This window comes from Kitasatospora sp. NPDC053308, assembly GCF_055585785.1.
The window spans coordinates 320,422-343,752 of sequence record NZ_JBVJJY010000005.1 but is presented as its reverse complement, the minus strand read 5'-3'; the positions used below and the strand labels follow the sequence as shown (position 1 = coordinate 343,752).

The following is a 23,331-nucleotide window of genomic DNA, read 5'->3' as shown; positions in this document are numbered from 1 at the left end:
CGGGCTGGTCAGACGTCCAGCGGGAGCACGACGGCCCCGGTGCGGTCGACGTCCAGCCGGTGCGCGGCGAACGCCGGGTCCCCGCCGTGGCCGTGGTGCCCGGCGAAGGAGAGGACCTTGTCGGCGCCGGCCTCGTCGGTGAGCGCGAGGACGGTCGGGCCGGCCCCGGAGATGACGGCGGGGACGCCCTCGGCCCGCAGCGCGCCGACCAGCGCGGCGCTGTCCGGCATCGCGGAGGCGCGGTAGTCCTGGTGCAGCCGGTCCTCGGTGGCGGCGAGGAGCAGTTCGGGGCGCCTGGTCAGTGCCTCCACCAGCAGCGCGGAGCGGCCCGCGTTGACGGCGGCGTCGGCCAGCGGGACGGTCTTCGGCAGCAGGCCGCGGGCGGTCTCGGTGAGCACCTCGCCGGCCGGGACGAACACCACCGGGACGACCTGCTCGGAGGGCTCCAGGGCGACCGCCTTGGCCGACTCCTCGTCGGTCCAGGCGATGGTGAAGTTGCCGCGCAGGCACGCCGCGACGTTGTCCGGGTGGCCCTCCAGCTCGGAGGCGAGTGCCAGCAGCGCGTCGTCGTCCAGGGCGGACGGACCGCCGATGGTGACGGCGCGGGCGGCCACGATGCCCGCGCAGATGGCGGCGGAGGAGGAGCCGAGGCCCCGGCCGTGCGGTATCCGGTTGGCGCAGACCACTTCGAGGCCGCGCGGCTGGCCGCCGAGCCGGTCGAAGGCGGCACGCATCGAGCGGACCAGCAGGTGGCGCTCGTCGCGCGGCAGCGTCTCGGCACCCTCGCCGGCGATGTCGACGGAGAGGCCGGAGTCGGCGACCCGGACGACCACGTCGTCGTACAGGCCCAGCGCGAGCCCGAAGGCGTCGAAGCCCGGCCCGAGGTTGGCGCTGGTCGCGGGAACCCGGACCCGGACGGCGGCGGCACGGAACGCAGGACCGGCCATGCGGTGGACTCTCCTGGGGAAATCGGGCGGCGCGGAGCGCGTCGTCGGTGCGAGGGTGGGGGAAAGGATCGCGGCCCCCTCCGGGGCGGGCGGTCACAGTCGTCGGCGCGGCCCGGACGGCACCGGGCCCGGGGCATGTGCCACACGGCCGAAGCCAGAGTATCGAAGAGAGGTTCCCCAGCGGTACACCCCGTGGGCCTTCGATCTGGTGTGTTGCCGGTTCTGGCCGGAATACGCACCCCTCTCCGTCAAAGAGCGGGGTGAAATCGGATCGGAATGCGAAGCGGAATTGACACAAAAGTGTCAGTGGAGAACTTTGACGGGCCGACCCCCGAAAGGGTCGACCCGTCGACGTGCCGGCTCCCGCTAGCGGTCCAGCAGGCCGAGGCTCAGGGCGGCGGCCTCCGGGTCGACCGGGACGATCTGCGGCTGCGGCGCGCCGGCCACCGCCCAGTCCGGGTCCTTGAGGCCGTTGCCGGTCACCGTGCAGACGATCCGCTGGCCCGGGTCGACCAGGCCGGCCTCCGCCTTGGCCAGCAGGCCGGCCACCGAGGCGGCCGAGGCGGGCTCCACGAAGACGCCCTCCTGCGAGGCCAACAACCGGTAGGCGGACAGGATCTGACGGTCCGTCACCTTGTCGATGAGGCCGCCGGACTCGTCCCGCGCGGCGAGCGCGAAGTCCCAGGAGGCCGGGTTGCCGATCCGGATCGCGGTGGCGATGGTCTGCGGCTTCAGCACCGGGGCGCCGTCCACGATCGGAGCCGAGCCCGCGGCCTGGAAGCCCCACATCCGCGGGGTGCGGGACGACAGGCCGTCCGCGGAGTATTCGCGGTAACCCTTCCAGTACGCGGTGATGTTGCCCGCGTTGCCGACCGGCAGGACGTGGATGTCCGGGGCGTCGCCGAGCATGTCGACGATCTCGAAGGCGGCGGTCTTCTGGCCCTCGATCCGCACCGGGTTCACGGAGTTGACCAGGGCCACCGGGTACTTCTCGGACAGTTCACGCGCAAGGGTGAGGCAGTCGTCGAAGTTCCCGTCGACCTGCAGGATCTTCGCGCCGTGCACCAGCGCTTGGCCCATCTTGCCGAGGGCGATCTTGCCCTGCGGGACGAGCACCGCGGAGACCATGCCGGCCCGCACCGCGTACGCGGCGGCGGAGGCCGAGGTGTTGCCGGTGGACGCGCAGATGACCGCCTGCGCGCCCTCCTCCTTGGCCTTGGAGATGGCCATCGTCATCCCGCGGTCCTTGAAGGAACCGGTCGGGTTGGCGCCCTCGACCTTGAGGTAGACCTCGCAGCCGGTGCGCTCGGAGAGCACCTGGGCGGGGACCAGGGGCGTGCCGCCCTCCAGCAGGGTGACCACCGGGGTGGCCGCGGTGACCGGCAGGCGGTCCCGGTACTCCTCGATCAGGCCGCGCCACTGGTGGGTGTGCGCGCCTCGGACGACGTTCTCGGCAACGGCGTTCATGGCAGTTCCTTATTCCCCTTCGACCCGCATGATGCTGGCCACGTCCCGCACGCTGTCCAGCGCGCGGAGCTTGTCGACCGTCGCCGACAGCGCGGCGTCGGTGGCACGGTGGGTGACCACGACGAGCGAGGCGTCGCCGTCGCGGCCCTGCTGGCGCACGGTGTCGATGGACACGCCGTGCTCGGCGAAGACGGACGCGACCTGGGCGAGCACGCCCGCGCGGTCGTCCACGTCCAGGCTGACGTGGTAGCGGGTGACCACCTCGTCCATCGGCTTGGCGGGCAGCCGGGTGTACAGCGAGTCACCGGGGCCGGTGGCACCGGCCAGCTTGTTGCGGCAGACCGCGACGAGGTCGCCGAGCACCGCGGAGGCGGTCGGCGAACCGCCCGCGCCCGGGCCGTAGAACATCAGGCGTCCGGCCGCCTCGGCCTCGACGAACACCGCGTTGTACGCCTCCCGGACCGAGGCCAGCGGGTGCGAGAGCGGGATCATCGCGGGGTGGACCCGGGCGGTGACGGACTCGCCGTCGGCCGCCCGCTCGCAGATCGCGAGCAGCTTGACCACGCAGCCCATCTCCTTCGCGGACGCGATGTCGGCCGCGGTCACCTCGGTGATGCCCTCGCGGTAGACGTCCGCCGCGGTGACCTTGGTGTGGAAGGCGATGCCGGCCAGGATCGCGGCCTTGGCGGCGGCGTCGAAGCCCTCCACGTCGGCCGTCGGGTCGGCCTCGGCGTAGCCCAGCGCGGTGGCCTCCTCCAGCGCCTCCGAGTAGCCGGCGCCGGTGGTGTCCATCTTGTCGAGGATGAAGTTGGTGGTGCCGTTGACGATGCCCAGCACCCGGTTGACCTTGTCGCCGGCCAGGGACTCGCGCAGCGGGCGCAGCAGCGGGATCGCGCCCGCCACCGCGGCCTCGTAGTAGAGGTCCACCCCGGCCCGGGCGGCCGCGGCGTGCAGTTCGGTGCCGTCCTGGGCGAGCAGCGCCTTGTTGGCGCTGACCACCGAGGCACCGTGCTCGAAGGCCGACAGCAGCAGGGATTTGGACGGCTCGATGCCGCCGACGACCTCGACCACCACGTCGATGTCGTCCCGGCTGACCAGGGCCTCGGCGTCGGTGGTGAGCAGGTGCTCGGGCACGCCCGGGCGCACCCGCCCGGCCCGGCGGACCGCGATCCCGGCCAGCTCCACCGGGGCGCCGATGCGAGCGGCGAGGTCGTCGGCCGTCGTCGTCATGATGCGCGCCACCTCGGAGCCCACCACACCACAACCCAGCAACGCCACCTTCAGCGGGCGCGTACGCATCATCCGACTCCGCTCTGCATTCATCGTGCTTCGGTATTTCCGGCGGTTTTCCTGGCCCGCCGGGAACTTCGGTCCGTACCAGTCTCCGGGACTTTCCGCACGGATCTACGGTCGTTCCATGATCTGAGACGAGGATTTCGTCATCCGATATCGAGACGCAGGAGATCCTCCTCCGTCTCGCGCCGGACGATCACCCGGGCCGCACCGTCCCTGACGGCGAGCACGGGGGGCTTCAGGGCGTGGTTGTAATTGCTCGCCATCGAGCGGCAGTAGGCGCCGGTGGCGGGCACCGCGATCAGGTCGCCGGGCGCCAGGTCGGCCGGCAGGAAGGCGTCCCGGACGACGATGTCTCCGGACTCGCAGTGCTTGCCCACCACCCTGACCAGCATCGGCTCGGCGTCGCTGGTGCGCGACACCAGGGCCACCGAGTACTCGGCGTCGTACAGCGCGGTGCGGATGTTGTCGGACATCCCGCCGTCGACGCTGACGTAGGTGCGCAGGCCCTCCAGCGGCTTGACGGTGCCGACCTCGTACAGCGTGAACGCCGTCGGGCCGACGATCGCGCGGCCCGGCTCCACGCTCAGCCGGGGGGCGTTCAGGTTCGCGGCGGCGCACTCGCGGCGGACGATCTCGGCCAGCGCGGCCGCGATCTCGGCCGGCTCGCGCGGGTCGTCGTCACTGGTGTACGCGATGCCGAGGCCGCCGCCGAGGTCGATCTCGGGGAGCTCGACGCCGTGCTCGTCGCGGATCTGCGCCAGCAGGCCGACCACCCGGCGGGCGGCCACCTCGAAGCCGGCCGTGTCGAAGATCTGCGAGCCGATGTGCGAGTGGATGCCGCGCAGTTCCAGGCTCCCGCCGTGCGCGAGGACCCGGCGCACCGCTTCGGCGGCCGCTCCCCCGGTGAGCGAGAGCCCGAACTTCTGGTCCTCGTGCGCGGTGGCGATGAACTCGTGGGTGTGCGCCTCGACGCCGACGGTGATCCGGATCAGCACCTGCTGGCGGACGCCCTGGCGGGCGGCGATCGCGGCGAGCCGCTCGATCTCCTCGTAGGAGTCGACCACGATGTGCCCGACGCCGGTCTTCACCGCGTGTTCGAGCTCCTCCACCGACTTGTTGTTGCCGTGCAGCGCGATCCGCTCCGGCGGCATCCCCGCGGCCAGCGCGACGGCCAACTCGCCCGCGCTGCACACGTCGAGGTTGAGCCCCTCCTCGTGCAGCCAGCGCACGACCGCCTTGGAGAGGAAGGCCTTGCCGGCGTAGTAGACGTCGGCGTCGGTGCCGAAGGCGTCCCGCCAGGCGCGCGCCCGGCTCCGGAAGTCCTCCTCGTCCAGCACGTAGGCCGGGGTGCCGAACTCGGCCGCCAGCTGCTTGACGTCGATCCCGCCGACGGTGGCCACGCCCTCGGCGTCGCGGGCGACGGTGCGGGACCAGACCTTGGGGTCGAGCGCGTTCAGGTCGGCCGGCGGGGCCTGGTAGTGGCCCTCGGGCAGGACGTCACCGTGGCGGGGGCCTGCGGGGTGTGCGGAGCGACTCATGTCTCTGGGCTTCCTTGACCTATGGCGAGGGGCGGCGACGGTCCCCGTTGACCGTCAGCCGCCCCCGCTGTGCGCTTGGGGGTGGTGCCTACATCCGCTCGGGCGCCGTCACGCCCAGGAGCGTGAGGCCGTTGGCCATGACCGTGCGCGTGGCCTCGACCAGCCAGAGGCGGGCACGGTGCGTGTCCGAGAGCTCCTCGTCACCCTTGGGCAGGAACATGCAGTTCTCGTACAGGCGGTGGTACTTGCCCGCGAGGTCCTCCAGGTACCGCGCGACCCGGTGCGGCTCGCGCAGCTCGCCGGCGGTGGCGAGGATGCGCGGGAACTCGCCGAGGGCGCCGAGGATGTCGTTCTCCCACTCGGTGGCGAGCAGCTCGGGTTTGAACTGCTCGGCCGTGCCCTTGTCCACGCCCAGCTCGGCGGCCTTGCGGGCCACGCCGCACATCCGGGTGTGCGCGTACTGGACGTAGAAGACCGGGTTCTCGTTGCTCTGGCTGGTCAGCAGGTTGATGTCCAGCGTGATCGTCGAGTCCGTGGAGGAGCGCGCCAGGGTGTAGCGGGCGGCGTCGACGCCGATCCACTCGACCACGTCGTCGATCGTGATGATGTTGCCCGCACGCTTGGACATGCGGACCTCTTCGCCGTCGCGAAGCATCTTCACGAACTGGCCGATCTTCACCTCGATGTTGTGGTTCATGTCGTCGCCGGCGCAGGCCGCGATGGCCTTGAGGCGGTTGACGTACCCGTGGTGGTCGGCGCCCAGCATGTAGAGCGCGACCTCGGCGCCGCGGTCCCGCTTGGAGAGGTAGTACGCGGCGTCGGCGGCGAAGTAGGTCTTGTCGCCGTCGGCCTTGATCAGGACGCGGTCCTTGTCGTCGCCGAAGTCGGTGGTGCGCAGGAAGACCGCGCCGTCCTGCTCGAAGACGTGGCCCTGCTCGCGCAGCCGGTCGATGGCCTTCTCGACGGCGCCGGAGTCGTGCAGCGTCTTCTCCGAGAACCACACGTCGAAGTGGGTGCCGAACTCGTCCATCGAGCGCTTGATCTCGGCCACCATGAGCTTGAGGCCCTCGGTGCGGAAGACCTCCAGCTGCTCGGCCTCGGGCAGGTCCAGCACGCCCGGGATGGCCTCGGTGAGCGCCTTGGCGATGTCGACGATGTATTCGCCGACGTACCCGCCCTCGGGCACCTCGCGGCCGTTCGCGGCGGCCTGCAGGGAGGCGGCGAACTTGGTGATCTGCACACCGGCGTCGTTGAGGTAGTACTCGGTGGTGACGTCGGCGCCGGAGGCCCGCAGCACGCGCGCCAGCGAGTCGCCGACGGCGGCCCAGCGGACGCCGCCGATGTGGATCGGGCCGGTCGGGTTGGCGGAGACGAACTCCAGGTTGATCTTGAGGCCCTTGAGCGCCTCGTTGCGGCCGTAGGCCTCGCCCGCCTCGACGACGGTGCGCGCCAGCGCCCCGGCGGTGGCGGTGTCCAGGGTGATGTTCAGGAAGCCCGGACCGGCGATGTCGACCTGGGCGACGCCGGTGATCCCTCGCAGGCGCCCGGCCAGGACCTCGGCAACGGCTCGCGGCGGCTTGCCGGCCGCCTTGGCGAGCTGGAGGGCCACGTTGGTCGCGTAGTCGCCGTGGTCCCTGTTCTTGGGCCGCTCGACCGTCACGTGCTCGGGCACGGCGACGGCCAGCTCGCCCGCCTCGACGGCGGTGCTCACTGCGGCCTGGATTGCCTGGGAAAGGTCTGCGGGGGTCACGACGCCAAGCGTAGGCGAGACGGGGCACCCGCCCGCCACTCGGTTTACCGGTTGAGACGCTCCGGGGCGCGGATGCGCCGTCCGTCCGGGGGTCTCAGCCGCGATCACCCCGTTCTGTTCGCTCAGGGCGAAATCGGCCGGGCCGTCCCCCGGGGCGCCCCCCGGGTCGGTCGTCGAGGCGGCCGTCCGGGGGGCCGTCGAGCGCTCCGGCCGCCCCCATCAGGCGCCGGACCAGGGCCACCAGGTCGGCCGGATCGAAGGGCTTGCCCAGGTAGCCGTCCACGCCGACGGTCTCCCCCAGGTCCAGGTCCGCCGGGGTGCAGGCGCTCACGATCGCGATCGGCACCCGGCTGGTGTCCGGCGTCGCGCGCAACCGGGCCGCCGTCCGCAGGCCGTCCAGCCGGGGCATCACCACGTCCAGGGTCACCACGTCGGGCTTCACCCGGCGGATGACCTCCAGGCACTCGGCGCCGTCGGCGGCGGTCACCACCTCGAAGCCCTCGAGCTCCAGGTTGACCCTGATCAGCTGGCGGATCACCTCGCTGTCGTCCACCACGAGGACCCGCCCGGACACTCCCGACACCTCACCGAGGGTATCGGCGGCCCCACCGCCCCGTCCGGCCTTTGGCCACTTCCGCCCCGGGCCGCCCCCGGACGGCCGTCCGGCCCCGACCGCCGTCCGGGAAACCCGTGCACGGACCACGGCCGAAGCCTGGTAGTGTTCATCCCGTCGGAACGCGGAAGCGGCCGACAGGCCGACAGGCCCCCGTAGCTCAGGGGATAGAGCACCGCCCTCCGGAGGCGGGTGCGTAGGTTCGAATCCTACCGGGGGCACTTCGCGGGAAGTGCAACAGAGGCCCAGATCAGTGGAGTTGATCCACGGATCTGGGCCTTCGTCATGTTCCGGGCCGGACGCGCCGCAGCCCGCGGTGCGGGTCGCGCTGCGGGTCGCGGCGGTGCGTCAGGACGCGGCGGTCTCCGCCTGGGTGTAGAGCGTCGCGATGGTGTGGTCGAAGGCGGCGCTGTACGAGACGTCGTCGGTGTCGCCGCCCTGCTGGTAGCCGCCGATGGCACCGATCACGTCGCCGGTGGCGGTGTTGATCCAGGGGCCGCCGCTGGTGCCGGCCGGGTAGGCCGGGCAGTCGATGGCCCGCTGGTACGTGCTCTCCCGCGAGGTCGTGTTGGTGCAGAGGCTGGGCGTCTCGGAGTCCGCGGGGTAGCCGTAGAGGCGGACGGTGGCGTCGGCGGGCTCGTCGGTGCCCAGGCGGTTGCCGCCCACCACGTCCTCGACCTCCCGGCCGTTGGCGGGCGCCGTCTCCAGGATCGCGAAGTCCTCGTCCACGTCGCCCTTTTTCGCCCAGCCGTCGGTGGTGTGGATCGCGGTCACCCGCCAGGTGCCGTACGGGGCGGAGCCGTCGCGGTAGCCGGGGGCGAAGGTGACGCCGTCGGTGCTGCTGAGGCAGTGCGCGGCGGTCAGCAGCAGGTTGCCGGTGGCGCTGTGCAGCACGCTGGCGGTGCAGAAGTGGTTGCCGGCCGCCACCGAACCGCTGAACAGCGCGCCGACGGTGGCGGTTTCGCGGGCGTCGGCGGGGGCGGGGGCGGTGGTGCCGAGGGCGGTGCCCGGGGTCGCGGGAGCGGCGGCCGGGGTGTCGGCGGGAGCGGGCGCCGGCTCCCCGGTCGCGAGCGGGCTCGGGGCGGCGGTCGGCGTCGGCTCGGCCGTGGGGGCGGCGACCGGGGCCGCCGCCGCGTCGGCGGGCGGGGCGGGTGCGACGGCGGCGCGGGTGCTGCGGGCGGCCTTCCCGGCGACGGTCGCGCCGGTCGGGTCCAGCCCCTGCGTCCCGGCGACCACGGCCGCCACCACGACCGCGGCGAGCCCGGCGAACAGGGTCGGGGCCAGCAGGTGGCGGCGGCGCGACTTCGGGCGGCGGTGCTGACCCATGCTGCTGCTTCTCCTGCGGTCGGTGGCGGTGCTCGGTCAACGACTATGACGGAGTCGCCTGGAAAGGTCGTTACCGACGTCTTGGAGCTCGATGAGAAATCCGTCACCCCGGCCGGGACTGCCCGAGCACGGCGTCCAGGTCCGCCGCCCCGACGAAGGCGGTGTGCGTCCCCGCGGCGGTGCAGGCGAAGGCCCCGGCAACCGAGCCGGCCCGGGCGCAGTCCAGTGGCGGGCAGCCGCGGAACCAGGCGTACAGGAAGCCGGACACGAAGGCGTCCCCGGCCCCGTTGGTGTCCACCACCGGGGCGCCCGGGTCGACCGCCGGCAGGTGGCGCGGCGCGGCGTCGCCACGGGTGAGCAGGTGGCAGCCCTCGGCGCCCGCGGTGGCGACGACCACCCGGGCGCGGCCCTCGGCGAGGACCGTCCGCATCACCTGCTCGTGCCGGCCGCGGCAGCCGGCCACCGACAGGAAGACCAGGTCGGAGCCGAGCGCGTAGTCCCGGTGGTGCGGGTCGGCGCCGTCCCAGTCGTGCAGGTCGGTGGAGGTGGTGCGGCCGAGCCGGTGCAGGTCCCCGTACATGTCCCGGTTGACGCCGGTGATGGACAGGTGGACGTGCCGGCTGCGCTCGGCGTACGGCAGGTAGAAGTGGCGCGGCAGCCGCAGGTCCGCGGGGTGGCGGCCGTCGTAGAAGGAGAACCGGCGGCCGGCCGCGTCCACCAGGTTGACCCCGCGGGGAGTGCCGTGCGGGCTCACCAGGTGGGCGAAGTGCAGGCCGTGGCGCCGGTAGGCGGCGCGGACCAGGGCGCCCTGCGGGTCGTCGCCGAGGAAGTCGAGGAAGGCGGTGCGCAGGCCGAGGTGGTGGGCGCCGAGGGCGACGCCGTTGCCGGTGTGGCCGACGTAGTCGCGCACCGGCCCGACGGACTGCGAGTCGCCGGGCGGGATCTCCAGCCGTTCGACCCGCACGACGGTGTCCACGCCGGCGCCGCCGACCACGAGCAGGTCGAACTCGTCCCCGGGCAGCAGGGCGGTCCCGGGCCCGGCGGCCTCGGGCCGGGTGGCCTGGGGCCGGGTGCTCTGGGGTCGGGTGCTCTGGGGCCGGGCGGTCTCGGGCCGGGCGGTCTCGGGCAGCACGACGGCGCCTCCTTGATCCCTGGACGGTGGCCAGGAGTCAAGCAGGCGCCGGAGGTTGACTGCAAGACCTTGCTGCAAGTTTCAATCCCTCGGTGGCCGCTCCGTCCGCGCTTCCGCGCGCACCTCGTCGCCCGCCCGGACGTTGGCCTTGACGTCGGCCATGGCGGCTTCGCGCGGACTCGGCCGCCCGTCCACGGCCCGTACCGCGGCGGTCTCGGCGGCGGTTTCCGCGACCGGTTCCGCACCGCCGGGGACACCGGTGGCCTCACCGGGCGCCGGACGGTGGTTGATCATCGCGAACGCGACCAGCGCGGCGAGGACCAGCACGCCCATCGCCACCCAGGTCGCGACCGCATAGCCGTGCACCGCGCCGTGCGCCTGCACCGCGGGGTCGGAGGCGATCCGACTGGACAGGTAGGTCGCGGTGGCGCTGGCCGCGATGGTGTTCAGCAAAGCCGTACCGAAGGAACCGCCCACCTGCTGGGCCGAGTTGATGGTGGCCGACGCGGCCCCGGCCTCGTTCGGGGCGACCCCCAGGGTGGCCAGGCTCATCGACGGCATGAACACCAGGCCCATGCCGAAGCCGAGTAGCAGCTGGGCGGGCAGCACCATGGCGGCCCACGGGCTGTCCACCTTCATCTGGGTCAGCCAGGCCATGCCGCCCGCGGCGAGCAGCAGACCGGGCGCGATCAGGTTGCGGGACGGCACCCTGGTCATCATCCGGGCCGCGAAGCCCGTCGAACTGGTGATGATCGCGGCGGTCATCGGCAGGAACGAGATCCCGGACATCACCGGCGAGAAGTGCTTGATGACCTGGAGGTAGTAGGTCAGGAACAGGAACAGGCCGAACATGCCGACCATGGCCAGCCCGACCGAGAGCGCGGCACCGCCGCGGTTCCGGTCGGCGACGATGTGCAGCGGCAGCAGCGCGTGGTCGGTGCGCTTCTCGACCAGCACGAAGGTCGCGAGCAGGACGACACCGAGCCCCAGCGAGCCCAGCACCAGCCAGTCGCCCCAGCCCCGGGTGACGGCCTCGGAGGTGCCGAAGACGATCGCGAGCAGGCCGGTGCAGCCGAGCAGGGCGCCCGGCAGGTCCAGTCTGATCCGCCGGCCCTTGGCGACGTGGTCGCGGGCGAGCACCCAGCGGGCGGCGAGGGCGGTGGCGATCGCGATCGGGGTGTTGACGAACAGGCACCAGCGCCAGTCCAGGTACTCGGTCAGCAGGCCGCCGGTGATGAAGCCGATCGCGGCGCCGCTGCCGGCGATCGCGCCGAAGACGCCGAAGGCCGTGCTGCGTTCCCTGGGGTCGGAGAAGGTCGTCGAGAGCAGTCCCAGCGCGGAGGGGGCGAGCAGCGCGCCGAACGCGCCCTGCAGGGCCCGGGCGCCGAAGAGCATGGCCGGGGTGACGGCCGCGCCGCCGAGGGCGGAGGCGAGGGCGAAGCCCAGCAGGCCGACGGTGAAGACGCGTTTGCGTCCGAAGAGGTCGCCCAGCCGGCCGCCGAGCAGCAGCAGGCCGCCGAAGGCGAGGGTGTAGGCGGTGATCATCCACTGCCGGTCGGCGTCGGAGATGCCCAGGTCCTTCTGGGCCGACGGCAGCGCGATGTTCACGATGGTGATGTCGAGGACGATCATGAGCTGGGCGACGGCGATGACGGCCAACGCCCACCAGCGTCGGCTGTCCGTGCCCTCATGACCGGTGGCGGATTGCGCAGTCACTGGTCGAGCCTTCCGGAGTGCGGCGGAGAGGTCACGCAGTCGCCTTCCAGCCAATACCCGGGCCCGACGCGATGGCAAGGAAAGACATTGCCAAATCGGACTTTTGGGACAAAAGGACCAGGGTCCCGGGACCTCGGGACGAGGCCCCGGGACCCTGGTTCCGTCCGGCTCCGACCAGGGCCGCGGAGACGGGACGCCGGGCCGGTGCCCGGGCGTGTCCGACCCGCCTCAGAGCGCCGAGAGCTCCTCGACCAGGTCGTCCAGGCCCAGCGAGCCCTGCGAGAGCGCCGCCATGTGCCAGGCCTTGAGGTCGAACTCCTCGCCGCGCGCCTCGTGCGCCGCCCGCGCCGCCGCCCGGCCGCGCAGCCAGGCGCGCTCGCCGAGCTTGTAGCCGATCGCCTGGCCGGGCAGGCCCAGGTAGCGGACCAGCTCACTGTCCAGGAAGTCGTCGGACAGGCCGCAGTACCGCCCGAAGAACTCCCGGGCGCGCTCCGGGCTGACCGGCTCGCCCGGCGCGTACGGGGAGTCGGCCGGGAAGTCCAGACCGGCGTGCATGCCGATGTCGACGATGACCCGCAGCGCCCGCATCATCTGCGCGTTGAGGTAGCCCAGCCGGTGGCCCGGGTCGGTGAGGTAGCCGAGTTCGTCCATCAGGCGCTCGGCGTACAGCGCCCAGCCCTCCAGGTTGGCGCTCACCCCGCCGAGGCTGGTCTGGTAGGTGGAGAGCCGGTCGGAGACGTAGTTCCACTGCGCGAGCTGCAGGTGGTGGCCCGGGACGCCCTCGTGGTACCAGGTCGAGACCAGGTCCCAGACCGGGAAGCGGTCCCGGCCGAGCAGCGGCAGCCAGGTCCGCCCGGGGCGGCTGAAGTCCAGCGACGGCGGGGTGTAGTACGGCGCCGCGGCGCTGCCGGCCGGCGCGATCTTCGACTCGACCCGGGTGACCGGCTCGGCCAGGTCGAAGTGGGTGCCCTGGAGGTCGGAGACCGCCTGGTCCATCAGCCCCTGCAGGTACTCCCGGGCGGCCTCGGCGCCCTCGATGGCCGGGCCGTCGGACTCCAGCCACTTCATCGCCGTCATCGGGTCGGAGCCGGGGAGCACCTTCTCGGCCTCGGCGCGCATCTGGGCGAGCAGGTCGTGGAACTCGGTCCACGCCCAGGCGTAGGCCTCGTCCAGGTCCAGGTCGGCGCCGGCCCAGTAGCGGACCCACCGGCCGTAGCGCTCGCGGCCCACCGCGTCCGGGGTGTCGGCGGCGGCCGGGCCGTAGACGTCGCGCAGCCAGTCGCGCAGCGCGGCCAGCGCCTCGGTGGCGGCCAGCGCGTGCTCGAACAGCTCGGCGCGCAGGCCTTCGGGCGCGTCCTGGACGAACTGGCCGAACCAGCCCGCCCGTCGCCCGTCGCCGCCGTCGGCCGCGCCGCCGTCCAGCCACTCGCCGATCTGCCCGACCACGGTGGTCACCTGGCGCGGGCCGGACAGCAGGCCGCGCTCGATGCCCGTGGCCAGCGTCTGCCGGTACTGCTCCAGCGCGACCGGCACCTTCGCCAGCCGGCGGCCGACCACCTGCCACTCGGCCTCGGTGCCGGTGGCCATCAGGGTGAAGGACTCGCGCAGGTTGTGCAGCGGGGAGGCCAGGTTGCGCACCGCGCGGAGGTCCTCGCCCGCCTCGTGGACGGCGAGTTCGGCGGTCAGCCGCTCGCGCAGCAGGCGGGCGCAGCGACGCTCGGCCTCGTCCTCGGCGGCGCCGGCCCGCTCGGCCTCGTCGAGCTGCGCCAGGGTGCGGCGGGCGAGGCCGGCGATCGCCTCGTGGCCGGCCGGGGAGAGGTCGGGCAGCCGGTCGTCCTCGGGGTTGAGGCCGAGGTAGATCGCGGTCAGCGGGTCGAGCTCGGCCAGGGCGCGGACGTACCCGTCCGCGATACGGCGCGGGGTGCCGCCGTCGGAGGTGATCAGTTCTTCAACCATCCGGACATCATGGCGTGGCGCGGCCCGTTTGCAACCCCTTGACCGAGGGCGTTCCACCGAGTCCGCACGCCGGTCCGGCGCGGGGAAATCCGTGCGCCGCGACAGGATCCGATCGGTCCGACGCCCATTACGCTGACCGCCATGGAAGCCCGCCCCACCTCGGCATCCGAGCAGGTGCCCGCCCCGGCCGCACCCGAGCCGCGCCCGCGCCGCGCCGGCTACCGGCGGCTGCCGGTCCAGCAGCGGCGCGAGCAGTTGATCGCGGTCGCCCTGGAACTGTTCGCCTCCCGACCGCCCGAGGAGGTGAGCCTGGACGACGTCGCCGAAGCCGCCGGGGCCTCCCGCCCGCTCGTCTACCGCTACTTCGCGGGCGGCAAGCAGCAGTTGTACGAGGCCGCGCTGCGCTCCGCGGCCGACGAGCTGACCGGCCGCTTCGCCGTCCCGCTGACCGGGACGCCGTCCGAGCAGCTGGCGGCCGTGCTGGACGGCTACTTCGCCTTCGTGGCCGAGCACGACGCGGGCTACTCGGCGCTGCTGCGCGGCGGTTCGGTGGTGGAGACGGCCCGCACCTCGGCGATCGTGGACGACGTCCGGCGGGCCGCGCTGCGGCGCACCCTGCGCCACCTGGGCGTGCGGGAGGCCGGACCGCGGCTGACGCTGCTGGTGCGCTCGTGGATCGCGGTGGTCGAGGGGGCGTCGCTGAGCTGGCTGGACGAGGGCCGCGCGCTGCCGGTGGCCGAGCTGCGCGACTGGCTGGTGGACCAGTTCACCGCGATGGCGGCCGCGACGGCGCTGCACGACCCGCAGACGGCGCAGGTGCTGGCCGGGCTGCTCGCGCTGGAGGGCCCGCAGGCGCCGCGGGCCGCGCGGCTGCGGGAGGTCCTGGAGCCGCGGTGAGGCTCCCGACCCCCGTGCCCGGGGTCGGGGCCGGCACGGCTACGGCGCCACGGCGTACCGGGCGCCCGGCTCGCGGCTCGCCGCGGCTCACGCCTTGCCGAGCACCTGGCGCTGGCGGCCGAGGCCGTCGATCTCGATCTCGACGACGTCGCCGGGGGCGAGGAACGGCGTGCCGGGGCGGCCCAGGGTGACTCCGGCCGGCGTGCCGGTGACGATCACGTCGCCGGGCTCCAGCACCATGAACCGGCTGGCGTAGCGGACCAGTTCGAACACCGGGAAGATCATCTCGGCGGTGTTGCCGTCCTGCCGCTGCTCGCCGTTGACCCAGAGCCGCAGCCCCAGCGCCTGCGGGTCCGCCACCTCGTCGGCGGTGACCAGCCAGGGGCCGAGCGGCGTGAAGGTCTCCGCCGACTTGCCCTTGTCCCACTGGCCGCCGCGCTCGAACTGGAAGGCCCGCTCGGTGACGTCGTTGGCGATCGTGTAGCCGGCGATCACCGCCGCGGCCTCGGCCGGCGAGTCCAGGTAGCGGGCGGTCCGGCCGATCACCACGGCCAGCTCGGCCTCGTAGTCGGTCTTCTCGCCGCCGCGCGGCACCAGCACCTCGTCGTACGGGCCGACCACGGTGGAGCTCGGCTTGAGGAAGATCACCGGCTCGGCCGGGATCGCCGCCCCCGCCTCGACCGCGTGGTCGCGGTAGTTGAGCCCGATGCCGACCACCTTGCCCGGCCGGGCCACCGGCGCGCCCACGCGCTGCCCGTCCAGGTCCACCACCGGCAGGAGGCCGGCGGCGACGTCCCGGGCCAGCGCGGCCGGATCCAGCCCGGCCAGGAAGGCCCCGTCGAGGTCGCGGGCCCGCCCGGAGAGGTCGTACGCGGTGCCGTCCTGGTCCAGGACGACCGGGCGTTCGCCGCCCGGGGGTCCGACGCGCAGGAGCTTCATCGATCCTTCACCAGCCTTTCGTCGCAGCTCGGCAGGGCGGTACGGACACCGCCCCCGAGTCTGGCAACGAGGTATACCAACGTCCGCGGACGGCGGACCAGACCGTCCCGATGGGCGAAATCCTCCCGATTACGGTCGCGGCCCGCCGCCCGGATCGGGTGGGCACACGGTTGACAGACGGGCCCCGGCACGCTTCCTCCGGCCTGCCCGCCCCGCGCCCGGCCGACCCGCGCCCAGCCGACCTGTGCCCCGCCGACCTACGCGCCGCCGACCTGTGCCCCGCCGCCGAGCAGCGCCGCCAGGCGCAGCGCGCGCGGACGGCCCGGGCCGAGCCGGGCCACCTCCTGCCGCCAGTACACGAGGTCGTGCTCCGCGGCGGTCCGCGCCTCCCGGACGGCGTCCGGCGTCCGGGTCAGCTCGTCCAGCAGCGCGACCGCGGCGCCGGGGCTGCCGTCCCGGCCCAGCCAGAGGGCCAGGTCGTGGCAGGTCCGCAGGGTCCGCGGGTCGGCCGGTCCGCAGATCCGGGCGAAGGCGGGGAGGAGGGCGGTGAGGATCTTTACCGCCTCGGCCGGCTCGCCCGCGACCCCGTGCTGCCAGGCCCGGTCGGCCCGTCGGCGCAGCTGCTCCGGGCTCGGGTCGTCCGGGCGCAGCATCCCCGGCCGGACGGCGCGCAGCCGCTCCAGCACCTCGGCGGCGTCGGCCGGCCGGTCCTCGGGCCGCTTGGCCAGCAGCCCGGCGACCAGCTCGGCCAGCGCCGGGTCGAGGCTGCGCACCCGGGGCGGCACCTCCTCCAGGTGCTTGTACATGTACTCGGCGGCCGAGCCGGCGCGGAACGGCCGCCCGCCGGTGCAGACCTCGTACAGCATGACGCCGAGCGCGTAGAGGTCCGCCCGGCCGTCCACCGCGCCGCCGGACCAGCACTCGGGCGCGAGGTACGGGACGGTGCCGATCACGTTGCCGGTGGAGGTCAGCCGGGCGGTCTGGGTGACCAGGCGGGCGATGCCGAAGTCCAGGACCTTGCCGCGCTCCCCCTCCGCCGCGATCATCACGTTCTCGGGCTTGATGTCCCGGTGGACGATGCCCGAACCGTGCGCGGCCTCCAGCGCCTTGCAGACGTGCCGCATCCAGCGCAGGGCCTTGGCGTGCTCCGGCAGGCCGCGCTTGAGCACCTCGGACAGCGCCCGGCCGCGGACCAGCTCCATCACCAGGTACGGGGTCTTCCCGGCGCCCGTGTCCGTCCACCCGTAGTCGTACACCGTCACGATGTGCGGGTTGTTGAGGCCGCCGGCCGCCTTGGCCTCGCGGACGAACCGGCTGACCGCCTCCCGGTCGGTGGCGTGCTCGGCGAGCAGCACCTTGAGGGCGACCTTCCGTTCGAAGGTCAGGTCGGTCGCCAGCCAGACCACGCCGAAGCCGCCCCGGCCCAGCTTCTCCTCCAGCCGGTAACGACCGCCGATCACCTCGCCCTGCTTCATGCGCTCCCCCGACTCGACCCCGCCCGCCCGGCGTTCACCGCCGGAGGGGTCACGATAGCGGCGGGCGGGGTCGGCCGGGTGAACGGACTCCGGGCGGACCGTCCGGATGCCGCTACGGTTCGGTACCGCCCGCTCCCGGGTGCGCCCCCGCGAGCGGGTGCCATCCCGGGAGCGGCGCCACCGGGAGCGCGCGCGTGACCCGCCCCGGGACAGGCCTAGGACTTGGGCAGGCCGGGCGGGTTGACCTCGGAGGAGCGCACGGCCTCGCCCTCCAGGCCCCAGCGCTTGAGCACCTGCCCGTACGTCCCGTTCCTGATCACCTCGTCGATCGCCGCGTTGAGCGCCGTGACCAGGCCGTTGTCCTTCCTGGTGGTCGCCGCGATCTTGCCGAGGACGTCGGCGCCGCCGCCCGAGTAGGTGCCGACGACCTCGGTCTCGCCGCTGCTCACGGCGTGGAAGGCCAGGCTGGGGTTGGGGCCGGTGTAGACGGCGATCCGGCCGGAGGAGAGCGCCAGGTAGTACTCGGTGCCCTGGAAGTACTTGAGGTCGATCGGCTTGAGGCCGTTCCTGACGTTCTGCTCGCTCCAGGCCAGCAGCAGCTTCTCCTGGTTGGTGCCGGTGGAGACGCCCACCGGTTTGCCGGCGAGGTCCGCGGGGCCGGTGACCTTGAGGCCGCTGCCCTTCTTCGCCTCGAAGCCCAGGACGTCCAGCCGGTAGGTGGCGAAGTCGTACTTCTCCTTGCGGGCCTCGGTGACGGTGATGTTGGACAGGCCCACGTCGTACTTTCCGCTGTCCAGGCCGACGAAGATGTTCTCCCAGGAGACCGGGTTGAACTCGACCTTGAGGCCGAGCACACCGCCGATCAGGGTGGCGATGTCGGGTTCGACGCCGATGACCGTCCGGTCGTCGTCGGCGTAGAAGTCCAGCGGCGGGGTGGTGCCGAGGGAGTCGACGACGCTCAGCGTCCCCTTCTTCCGGATCTCCTCCGGAACCAGCGCGGCGATCGCGTCGACTTTCGGCGTCGTCACCCGGTTCTGGTTCGGGGACAGGTTCACCACCGTGCCGTCCGGCGCGGTACTGCCCCCGGCCGCGGCCGGCCCCGCCGCCCCGGCGCCGGTGGCTCCGCTGCCGCAGCCGGCCAGGACGAGGGCGGCGGCGAGGACGGCGGCCGGGGCCACCAGGGCGCGACGGGGTAGGGACATGGCGGAACTCCTGCTCGGTGACGGGGTGTGGTTCGTTCTGGGAGGAAGGGGGTTCAGAGGACCTTGGCGAGGAAGGCCCGGGTGCGCTCGTGCCGCGGCCGGTCCAGGACCTCGGCGGGCGGTCCCTGCTCGACCACCACCCCGCCGTCCATGAAGACGACGGTGTCGGCGACCTCGCGGGCGAAGCCGATCTCGTGGGTGACCACGATCATCGTGGTGCCGCTGCGGGCGAGGTCCTTGATGACGTCCAGCACCTCGCCGACCAGCTCCGGGTCGAGCGCCGAGGTCGGCTCGTCGAACAGCAGCACCTTGGGCTCCAGCGCCAGCGCCCGGGCGATCGCGACCCGCTGCTGCTGCCCGCCGGACAGCTGCCGGGGGTAGGCGGCGGCCTTGTCGGCCAGCCCGACCCGTTCCAGCAGCGCCAGCGCCGCCGCCCGCGCCTCGGCCCGGGGCCGGCGCAGCGCGGCGACCGGCGCCTCGACCAGGTTCTCCAGCACGGTGAGGTGCGGGAACAGGTTGAAGTTCTGGAACACGAAGCCGATGCCGGTGCGCTGGCGCAGCACCTCGCGCTCCGTGAGCTCGTACAGCCTGTCGCCGGAGCGCCGGTAGCCGATCAGCTCGCCGTCGATCGTGACGTGGCCGCGGGCCGGCGTCTCCAGGTGGTTGATCGCGCGCAGCAGGGTGGACTTGCCGGAGCCGGACGGGCCGAGCACCACGGTGACCGAGCCGGTCGGGACGTCCAGGTCGACGCCGCGCAGCACCTCCAGCCGGCCGAAGTTCTTGTGCAGGCCGCGCACCCGCACCATCGGGGCGGCCTGGGTCGGGGTCGTCACGGGGTTCCTCCGGGGGTGCTGGTACGGGTCCGCAGGAACGCCCGGAGGCGCTGCGGCGGGGTGGGCGGCGGGTTGCGGCGCGCGCCGCGGGCGAAGTGGCGCTCGACGTAGTACTGGCCGATCGACAGCACGGTGGTCAGCACCACGTACCAGACGGTGGCGACCATCAGCAGCGGCACCACCCGGCCGGTCCGGCCGTAGATGACCTGGGTCTGGTAGAAGAGCTCGCCGATGGCCATCACGTAGACCACCGAGGTGCCCTTGAGCAGCGAGATCACCTCGTTGGCGGCGGCCGGCAGGATGCCCCGCATGGCCTGCGGCAGCACGATCCGGCGGGCCTGCCGCAGCCGCGGGATGCCGAGCGCGGCGGCGGCCTCCCGCTGGCCGGCGTCGACGGCGATGATGCCGCCGCGGATGATCTCGGCGGCGAACGCGGCCTGGTGCAGCCCGAGGCCGAGCACCGCGGCCCCGAGCGCGCCGAGCAGGCCGACCGTCTCGAAGTCGCCGAAGGTCGGCCCGAAGGGGATGCCGAAGCCGAACCGCTTGTACAGGTACGAGAGGTTGAACCAGAACACCAGCTGGACGATCAGCGGGATCGAGCGGAACACCCAGACGTACGCCCAGGCGATGGACCGCAGGACGGCGCTGCGGGACAGCCGCATCGCGGCCACCCCGGCGCCCAGCAGGAAGCCCAACGCCGTTCCGTAGGCGGTGAGTTCGATGGTCCGGCCGATCGCCCGGAGGATCGTGTCGGCGGTGAAGTAGGCCCGGAAGGTGGGCCAGTCCCAGCCGGGGTTGGTGGCCAGGCCGTGGGCGAACTGGGCGAGGACGACCAGCGCGGCGATCCCGGCCGCCCAGCGCCAGGGGTGGCGGGCGGGGACGGTGCGCAGGCCCGCGAGTTCGTCGAGGTCGGGTGCGGGCGCGGGCACGGGCGCCGACACGGAGACGGGTGCGGCCTCGGTGCTGCCGCGGGGTGGGGAGGACGGCGCTTCGGTGCGGACGGTCATCGGGGCTCCTTCGGCGGAGGGGGCTGGGACGGGCCCGTGCTCACGGGTGCTCGGGCGGGCTGATCCGCGACTCCTCGATCGCCGAGTCGGCGACCCCCCACTTGCGCATGATCCGCTGGTACGTCCCGTCCTTGATCAGCTGGTTGACCGCCGCCTGGAAGGCCGGGGTGAGCTTCGAGCCCTTCTTGAAGGCGAAGCCGACGTCGAGGCGGTGGAACTCGCCGAGGAAGCGGATCCCGGAGGCTTCCTGCGCGGCCTGGTGGCGCAGGCCGTTGATGGTCGACATCTCGATGTCCACCCGGCCCTGTCGGAGGCTGGTCAGCAGCGCGCCGCTCTCGCTGAACGCCCTGACCTCGTACGGCTTCTTCCCGGCGTCGGTGCAGACGTTCTTGCGGCTGTTGAGGGTGGTCTCGAAGGTGGTGCCGGCGCCGGTGCCGACCGTCAGCCCGCAGAGCTGGACGAGGTCGGTGATCGGCTGGATCGCGGTGTCGTCCTTGCGCACCGCGAAGCCCTGGCCGTCGTCGATGTAGGTGACGAAGTCGATGGTCTTCAACCGGGCGGCGGTGACCCCGAAGTTGCCGGTGCCGACGTCGAACTTGCCGCTGTCCAGGGCGGGGAGGATGGTCTCGAACGCGGCCTCCTGCCGGTTCACGGTCAGGCCGAGCACCTTGGCCACCGCGTCGGTGAAGTCCACGTCGATCCCGGCGGGCTTCTTGCTCGCCTGGTCGACGTAGAAGGCACTGGGCGCCGCACCGAAGGAGGAGCCGAAGGTCAGCGTGCCGGCCTTGCGGACCTCCTCCGGCAGCAGCGCGGCCGCCGCCTCCGACCTGGCCAGTCCGGCGACGACGTCCTCGGTGGCGGAGGCGGCCGGACCGCCCGCCGCCGCGCCCGCGATCTTCGGGTCCGAACCGCAGGCGGACAGCGCCAGGAGCGGCAGCACGGCGGTGGCGGCGAGCAGGCGGCGGACGGTGGTGGTTCTCACGGGGGGCCTTTCAGGGGGTGCGATCGAGGACGGGCGGGGCGAGGACGGACAGGCACTCGTCGGAGGCGGGCAGGCAATCCTCGGCGGCGGGCAGCCGCTTCTCGAAGGGCAGCGGGCCGATGGTCAGGGGGTCGGCGGTGACGTCGAAGAGCGGGGTGTAGCCGGTCGCCAGGTAGAGGCCGCGGGCCTCCGGCTGGCGCGGGCCGGTGGTGAGGTACAGCCGGCTGTAGCCGGCCGCGGCCGCCGTCCGCTCCAGTTCGGCCAGCACCCGGCGGGCCAGGCCGCGACGGCGGTGGGCCGAGTGCGTCCACATCCGCTTGACCTCGGCGGTCCGCTCGTCGCGGCGCAGGTAGGCGCCGCCGGCCACCGGTTCGCCGTCCTCCAGCAGGAGCAGCAGCACCCCGTGCGGTTCGGCGAAGACCTCCCCCGGATAGCGGGTCATCTCCCGGTGGGCCTCGGGACCGTAGCGGGTGACGTACTCGTGGGTGAGTTCGCGCAGCAGCGGCTCGGCCAGCGGGTCGTCGAGGGCGACCCGGCGGAACGCGGCCACCGGTGCGGTGCTCACGCCTGCGCCGCGATCAGCTGGTGGCGGTCGCGCTCGGCCCGGGCGGCCCGCTCCGCCTCGGCGCGGGCGGCGTCGCGCTTGGCGACCTCCTCGCGGACGATCGGGATGACGTACCGGCCGAAGTCGATCGCGTCGTCCAGCAGGTCGTAGCCGCGCGCGGAGAGGATGTCGACGCCGAGGTCGTAGTAGTCCAGCAGCGCCTGGGCGACCGTCTCCGGGGTGCCGACCAGCGCGTTGGAGTTGCCCGCTCCGCCGGTGGCCGCCGCGGTCGGGGTCCACAGCGCGCGGTCGTAGCGCTCACCGGCCTCGGCGATCTCGATCAGCCGCCGGGAGCCGGTGTTCTCCGGCGCCGCGTCCACGCGCCCCGCGCCCTGCGGCCGGTCGGCGGCGCGCCGGGCCCGGATCGCGGCGACCGTCCGGTGCGCCTTCTCCCAGGCCAGTTCCTCGGTGGGCGCGATGATCGGCCGGAACGCCACCTGGATCCGCGGCAGGTCGGTCCGGCCGGCGGCCCGGGCCGCCTCCTTCACCCGCTCGATCTGCTCGGCGGTCCGGGCCAGCGGCTCGCCCCAGAGGCAGTAGATGTCCGCCTCGGCGCCGCCGGCCGCGTAGGCCGCGTCCGAGGAGCCGCCGAAGGAGACGGCGGGGCGGGGCTGCTGGACGGGGAAGACGTCCGAGACGAAGTCGTGGAAGCGGTAGTACGGGCCCTCGTGGTCGAAGGGCTCCCGGCTGGTCCAGGCCCTCTTGACGATGCCGATGTACTCGCGGGTGCGCTCGTAGCGCTGGTCCTTGGTGAGGAAGTCGCCCTCGCGCTGCTGCTCGTGGTCGTTGCCGCCGGTGATGAAGTGCACGGTCAGCCGGCCGTCGCTGATCCGGTCCAGGGTGGCGAAGGTCTTGGCGGCGAAGGTCGGGTAGGAGACGTTCGGCCGGTGCGCCAGCAGGATCTGCAACCGGTCCAGGTGCGAGGCGAGGAAGGCCGCCGCGGCCGCCGGCTCCGGGGCGCCGGCCCCGTACGCGAAGAGCACCCGGTCCCAGCCGTGGTCCTCGTGGGCGCGGGCCAGCCGCAGGGTGTAGTCGCGGTCGAAGGAGGCGGTGGTGCGCGGGGTGGTCTCCGAACCGTCGCCGGTGGCGGCGATGCCGAGGAATTCGACGGGCATGGGGGAACCTTTCGGGTGGGCGAGGGGCCCGGTGGGCGGGCGGGCGGGTGGGCGCACCGGGAGGCGGCCGCGGCGGGGCGGCCGTCGAGCACGGGACGGCGAGCCCAGGACGGCCGACGCGGAACGGCGAGCGCAGAACGGCGAACGGGCGAGGGCGAACGGGCGAGGGCGAACGGGCGAGGGCGAGGGCGAGCGGGCGACGGGCGGAACTGCTGGAGCGCAGCGCGGAGTCGGCGACGGCGGCGGTGACGTGACGCGCCGTCAACGGACGAGTGGTTCCGGCCCGCGACGGGGCAAACCGAGGGAGGCTCCCCCGCGGGAGATCAGGCCGGACGGGCGGCCCGCTGCCGGTTCAGCCGCGACATGCCGCGGACCACACCCGACCGAAGTCGATGTGGTCGCGGGTGACCAGGGGCTGCTCGGCGTCCATGGCCCCAGTTGAGCAGTCGGCCGAGCGGTCCGTCAACCATCCATCATTGCCGCACTGTTGCGATCTCCTGTCGCCTCCCCGACGGCCCCCTGGCCCCACCCGGCCG

The 23,331-nt window shown here is 73.4% G+C and carries 19 protein-coding genes and 1 tRNA gene; 2 read left to right on the top strand and 18 right to left on the bottom strand.

Going from position 1 to position 23,331, the window contains the following annotated elements; translation table 11 throughout:
• Positions 1-8: 8 nt before the first annotated feature.
• The 6 genes from thrB to ACZ6Y7_RS14840 all read right to left on the bottom strand — a co-directional run bounded on the left by thrB (position 9) and on the right by ACZ6Y7_RS14840 (position 7,572).
• Entirely contained in the window at positions 9-947 is a 939-nt protein-coding gene (gene thrB, locus ACZ6Y7_RS14865) for a homoserine kinase (protein WP_465758292.1), read from the bottom strand.
• A gap of 366 nt (positions 948-1,313) precedes the next feature.
• Entirely contained in the window at positions 1,314-2,414 is a 1,101-nt protein-coding gene (gene thrC / locus ACZ6Y7_RS14860; RefSeq protein WP_465758291.1) for a threonine synthase, read from the bottom strand.
• Between the two features lie 9 nt (positions 2,415-2,423).
• Positions 2,424-3,716, bottom strand: coding sequence for a homoserine dehydrogenase (locus tag ACZ6Y7_RS14855; RefSeq protein ID WP_465758290.1), 1,293 nt, complete (start codon positions 3,714-3,716; stop codon positions 2,424-2,426).
• 137 nt (positions 3,717-3,853) lie between these two features.
• Positions 3,854-5,248 (bottom strand): diaminopimelate decarboxylase, encoded by a 1,395-nt coding sequence (lysA, locus tag ACZ6Y7_RS14850; RefSeq protein ID WP_465758289.1) that lies wholly within the window; start codon positions 5,246-5,248, stop codon positions 3,854-3,856.
• An 88-nt stretch (positions 5,249-5,336) separates the two neighbouring features.
• The gene (gene argS / locus ACZ6Y7_RS14845; RefSeq protein ID WP_465758288.1) at positions 5,337-6,998 is read right to left on the bottom strand and encodes an arginine--tRNA ligase; all 1,662 of its coding nucleotides are present in this window, start codon (positions 6,996-6,998) and stop codon (positions 5,337-5,339) included.
• 94 nt (positions 6,999-7,092) lie between these two features.
• The gene (locus tag ACZ6Y7_RS14840; RefSeq protein ID WP_465758395.1) at positions 7,093-7,572 is read right to left on the bottom strand and encodes a response regulator; all 480 of its coding nucleotides are present in this window, start codon (positions 7,570-7,572) and stop codon (positions 7,093-7,095) included.
• A 188-nt stretch (positions 7,573-7,760) separates the two neighbouring features.
• Between ACZ6Y7_RS14840 and ACZ6Y7_RS14835 the strand changes: the two genes are divergently transcribed.
• Positions 7,761-7,832: transfer RNA gene (locus ACZ6Y7_RS14835), tRNA-Arg, on the top strand.
• A 127-nt stretch (positions 7,833-7,959) separates the two neighbouring features.
• Here ACZ6Y7_RS14835 and ACZ6Y7_RS14830 read toward each other — a convergent pair.
• From ACZ6Y7_RS14830 to ACZ6Y7_RS14815, 4 genes are all read right to left on the bottom strand, one after another.
• Positions 7,960-8,937, bottom strand: coding sequence for a trypsin-like serine peptidase (locus ACZ6Y7_RS14830; RefSeq protein WP_465758287.1), 978 nt, complete (start codon positions 8,935-8,937; stop codon positions 7,960-7,962).
• A 103-nt stretch (positions 8,938-9,040) separates the two neighbouring features.
• Positions 9,041-9,958, bottom strand: coding sequence for a carbohydrate kinase family protein (locus ACZ6Y7_RS14825; protein WP_465758394.1), 918 nt, complete (start codon positions 9,956-9,958; stop codon positions 9,041-9,043).
• 192 nt (positions 9,959-10,150) lie between these two features.
• On the bottom strand, positions 10,151-11,785 hold the full coding sequence (locus ACZ6Y7_RS14820; RefSeq protein ID WP_465758286.1) for an MFS transporter: 1,635 nt from the start codon (positions 11,783-11,785) through the stop codon (positions 10,151-10,153).
• Between the two features lie 228 nt (positions 11,786-12,013).
• A complete protein-coding gene (locus tag ACZ6Y7_RS14815) occupies positions 12,014-13,741 on the bottom strand; it encodes a DUF885 domain-containing protein (protein WP_465758285.1) in 1,728 nt (575 codons plus the stop codon).
• Positions 13,742-13,882: 141 nt separating this feature from the next.
• Here ACZ6Y7_RS14815 and ACZ6Y7_RS14810 point away from each other — a divergent pair, with 141 nt between their 5' ends.
• On the top strand, positions 13,883-14,638 hold the full coding sequence (locus ACZ6Y7_RS14810; protein ID WP_465758284.1) for a TetR/AcrR family transcriptional regulator: 756 nt from the start codon (positions 13,883-13,885) through the stop codon (positions 14,636-14,638).
• 87 nt (positions 14,639-14,725) lie between these two features.
• Here the strand turns inward: ACZ6Y7_RS14810 and ACZ6Y7_RS14805 are convergent, their stop codons facing one another.
• The 8 genes from ACZ6Y7_RS14805 to ACZ6Y7_RS14770 form a co-directional block, all read right to left on the bottom strand.
• Positions 14,726-15,577 (bottom strand): fumarylacetoacetate hydrolase family protein, encoded by an 852-nt coding sequence (locus tag ACZ6Y7_RS14805; protein WP_465758283.1) that lies wholly within the window; start codon positions 15,575-15,577, stop codon positions 14,726-14,728.
• 257 nt (positions 15,578-15,834) lie between these two features.
• The gene (locus ACZ6Y7_RS14800) at positions 15,835-17,052 is read right to left on the bottom strand and encodes a serine/threonine-protein kinase (RefSeq protein ID WP_465758282.1); all 1,218 of its coding nucleotides are present in this window, start codon (positions 17,050-17,052) and stop codon (positions 15,835-15,837) included.
• 215 nt (positions 17,053-17,267) lie between these two features.
• Complete coding sequence (locus ACZ6Y7_RS14795) at positions 17,268-18,254, bottom strand: ABC transporter substrate-binding protein (RefSeq protein WP_465758281.1); 987 nt, start codon at positions 18,252-18,254, stop codon at positions 17,268-17,270.
• 53 nt (positions 18,255-18,307) lie between these two features.
• On the bottom strand, positions 18,308-19,060 hold the full coding sequence (locus ACZ6Y7_RS14790; RefSeq protein ID WP_465758393.1) for an amino acid ABC transporter ATP-binding protein: 753 nt from the start codon (positions 19,058-19,060) through the stop codon (positions 18,308-18,310).
• A gap of 23 nt (positions 19,061-19,083) precedes the next feature.
• Positions 19,084-20,094, bottom strand: a complete 1,011-nt coding sequence (locus tag ACZ6Y7_RS14785) for an amino acid ABC transporter permease (protein WP_465758280.1) — start codon at positions 20,092-20,094, stop codon at positions 19,084-19,086.
• A gap of 40 nt (positions 20,095-20,134) precedes the next feature.
• Positions 20,135-21,076, bottom strand: coding sequence for an ABC transporter substrate-binding protein (locus tag ACZ6Y7_RS14780; RefSeq protein ID WP_465758279.1), 942 nt, complete (start codon positions 21,074-21,076; stop codon positions 20,135-20,137).
• Between the two features lie 10 nt (positions 21,077-21,086).
• Entirely contained in the window at positions 21,087-21,641 is a 555-nt protein-coding gene (locus ACZ6Y7_RS14775) for a GNAT family N-acetyltransferase (RefSeq protein WP_465758278.1), read from the bottom strand.
• The gene (locus ACZ6Y7_RS14770; RefSeq protein ID WP_465758277.1) at positions 21,638-22,795 is read right to left on the bottom strand and encodes an LLM class flavin-dependent oxidoreductase; all 1,158 of its coding nucleotides are present in this window, start codon (positions 22,793-22,795) and stop codon (positions 21,638-21,640) included. The genes ACZ6Y7_RS14775 and ACZ6Y7_RS14770 overlap by 4 nt, the downstream gene beginning before the upstream one ends.
• Between the last annotated feature and the right edge of the window lie 536 nt (positions 22,796-23,331).

Coding starts and splice junctions, on each gene's coding strand:
- thrB (WP_465758292.1), bottom strand. CDS start 947: ATGGCCGGTCCTGCGTTCCGTGCCGCCGCCGTCCGGGTCCGGGTTCCC.
- thrC (WP_465758291.1), bottom strand. CDS start 2,414: ATGAACGCCGTTGCCGAGAACGTCGTCCGAGGCGCGCACACCCACCAG.
- ACZ6Y7_RS14855 (WP_465758290.1), bottom strand. CDS start 3,716: ATGATGCGTACGCGCCCGCTGAAGGTGGCGTTGCTGGGTTGTGGTGTG.
- lysA (WP_465758289.1), bottom strand. CDS start 5,248: ATGAGTCGCTCCGCACACCCCGCAGGCCCCCGCCACGGTGACGTCCTG.
- ACZ6Y7_RS14830 (WP_465758287.1), bottom strand. CDS start 8,937: ATGGGTCAGCACCGCCGCCCGAAGTCGCGCCGCCGCCACCTGCTGGCC.
- ACZ6Y7_RS14815 (WP_465758285.1), bottom strand. CDS start 13,741: ATGGTTGAAGAACTGATCACCTCCGACGGCGGCACCCCGCGCCGTATC.
- ACZ6Y7_RS14810 (WP_465758284.1), top strand. CDS start 13,883: ATGGAAGCCCGCCCCACCTCGGCATCCGAGCAGGTGCCCGCCCCGGCC.
- ACZ6Y7_RS14805 (WP_465758283.1), bottom strand. CDS start 15,577: ATGAAGCTCCTGCGCGTCGGACCCCCGGGCGGCGAACGCCCGGTCGTC.
- ACZ6Y7_RS14800 (WP_465758282.1), bottom strand. CDS start 17,052: ATGAAGCAGGGCGAGGTGATCGGCGGTCGTTACCGGCTGGAGGAGAAG.
- ACZ6Y7_RS14795 (WP_465758281.1), bottom strand. CDS start 18,254: ATGTCCCTACCCCGTCGCGCCCTGGTGGCCCCGGCCGCCGTCCTCGCC.
- ACZ6Y7_RS14790 (WP_465758393.1), bottom strand. CDS start 19,060: ATGGTGCGGGTGCGCGGCCTGCACAAGAACTTCGGCCGGCTGGAGGTG.
- ACZ6Y7_RS14785 (WP_465758280.1), bottom strand. CDS start 20,094: ATGACCGTCCGCACCGAAGCGCCGTCCTCCCCACCCCGCGGCAGCACC.
- ACZ6Y7_RS14770 (WP_465758277.1), bottom strand. CDS start 22,795: ATGCCCGTCGAATTCCTCGGCATCGCCGCCACCGGCGACGGTTCGGAG.